Consider the following 2,067-nt stretch of genomic DNA (forward strand, 5'->3'; position numbering starts at 1 on the left):
CTTGTACCAAGAAAACCCATCCCAGCCACAAGACTAGGGCCATGGCTGTAAACCAACGCAGCCAACGGGGCATTGAACGCCATACGGCAGTAACAATCATGGATTCAAAACTGCTCATGCTGATTGCTTTATCTGCTCCAACGCTGGGCGTCCACCTTCCAAGTAAGCGAGTCCCCAGAGCATTAACTGCGAGTCGCTCGCCCCAGCCTCTTTAGCTTTACTGAGTGCTTTGCGTACCATCGACATCCGCTCACAAGGGGGAAAATGCGAGGCATTGTCTCCTGACTGCCAAGCAGCTAATAAACGATGCGCTAGTGGTGAGCCCTCTAGCGCCTGATAGAGCTCAGAAGTCAGTTGTATTATCTCAGGTTTTGCCGAGGGGATAGATAAGGCTAACTCACGCCAGCTCCCGCCACATTCTCGTACCCACCAACGGCGAATACCGCCAAAAAGAGCGCCAAGCCAAGAAGCATTGTGTTGCTCAAGCAACAAAGGCAATGCATCAGGGGTATAGAACCGCAGTAACAAGCTAAACTTGCCACCTGGTTCAATCACTCTTGCGCCGAGCGCTAATTGCTCTTGCAATGCATCTATGGGTAAGTCGCTATCAATAATCCCAACAACATGACCTTGCAGGGTTATCTCTGCGAGTAGGTCGGTATCCTCTTTTGAGCACAGCCAAAGCCAAGGCCCTAAATTGACCAATTCAAAGAGGTCATCGTGCAAGTAGAGCGGTAAAAATCGCCCTTCACTCAGTTGCTCTCGCTGTTTTGCAGTTAGATGCGCGGCCTCAAGCAGAACGTGAGTCTCTCCCTTATTCCAAATTGATTCAGGTAACATCCTACTCTCCCTTAATCACGGAATCGCCTTGGGCCATAGCCCTCAACATACAAGGAATGCACACGGGCTTTTCAAGCGGCGGCATCGTTGTTAATGTCGGGGTTTGACGCGCCAGCTCCATCGGCGGTGGCGGGGTGACTACTTCTACATCCCCCGGCTTAATCGGCATTTTACCCGCCCATCCAGAGCCCGTGCCCGGACTTCCTCCGGAGTTCATTTTGATGGTCGGACCGACTAGAGTAACGCCACTCGGGTCAATCTTCACAAAGCTGCCGCCAACCTTGAGCGTTAACTCAGAGCCCGCGTCCAATACTATTTTATTTCCGACCTTTAGATGGGCCTCTTGGCCTACATCAACCAATAGCGACTGGGCCAACTTCTGATGCATCGAGGTATCAACTGTCAGTGAATAATCCGCTTTGATGTGGTCGCGTTTTTCGCCATCCACTGACAGATGGTCATTTGCTTTAATGCGTGTAAAACGGTCGTTATCGATATCACGATGCTCATCGTGCTTAATGCGCCACGCGACATCGTTTTCTATCAGTACATTCAGGTTTTTTTGACCGTGGATGTAGATTTCTTCTTGTCCAGCTTGGTCTTCAAAACGCAGTTCGTTGAAACCTTCCCCCTGATGCGTCTCTGTACGCAACACGGTTCGGGTTTTATGCGTTGGCAAGTCATAGGGAGGACGGTTAGTCGCATGGTAGGTACGACCAGTCACTATCGGTTGGTCTGGGTCCCCTTCTAAAAACGAGACGATAACCTCATGCCCCACACGCGGGATAGCTATCATACCGTATTGCCCACCAGCCCAGCCTTGTGAGACCCGAACCCAACATGAGCTTTGGTCATTGCTCGAACCGTACCGGTCCCATGGGAATTGCAGTTTGACGCGCCCATGCTCGTCACAGTAAATCTCTTCACCATCAGGACCAACGACCGTGGCTATCTGTGGGCCATCGACCATAGGCTTGTGCGGCATTAGGGCGCGCCATGGTGTTGTGGCTGGAATGACGGCAAATTGGTTGTAATACACCGTTGGCCCATTACCGCCTTCTTCTTCCAGTGCTTGTGGCTGTTTACCCGTATGCGTTATTTGTACCACCTGCCAATCGGTATTCAGTACAGCATTGGGATGCTCACTGAGAGTGAAAGCTAAGCCTGGCATCAGTTGTGGGGCATTCGACTCACCGTCACCGGTAATGGCATCAGCACGTAATGCAT

2 protein-coding genes are annotated in these 2,067 nt (G+C 51.3%); both read right to left on the minus strand.

Features of this window, described 5'->3' with window-relative positions; all coding sequences use genetic code 11:
- Window positions 1-114 precede the first annotated feature (114 nt).
- Window positions 115-840 (minus strand): DUF4123 domain-containing protein, encoded by a 726-nt coding sequence (locus L975_RS15750; RefSeq protein ID WP_039045372.1) that lies wholly within the window; start codon window positions 838-840, stop codon window positions 115-117.
- Window position 841: 1 nt separating this feature from the next.
- A partial coding sequence (gene tssI, locus L975_RS15755) for a type VI secretion system tip protein TssI/VgrG (protein ID WP_047709269.1) occupies window positions 842-2,067 on the minus strand: 1,226 nt, incomplete at its 5' end.

It is taken from the genome of Plesiomonas sp. ZOR0011 (assembly GCF_000800945.1).
Taxonomy (GTDB): domain Bacteria; phylum Pseudomonadota; class Gammaproteobacteria; order Enterobacterales; family CAMTGL01; genus Plesiomonas; species Plesiomonas shigelloides.

Bases quoted from the DNA above. Each gene is read 5' to 3' on its own strand.
- L975_RS15750 (WP_039045372.1), bottom strand. From the start codon at position 840: ATGTTACCTGAATCAATTTGGAATAAGGGAGAGACTCACGTTCTGCTT.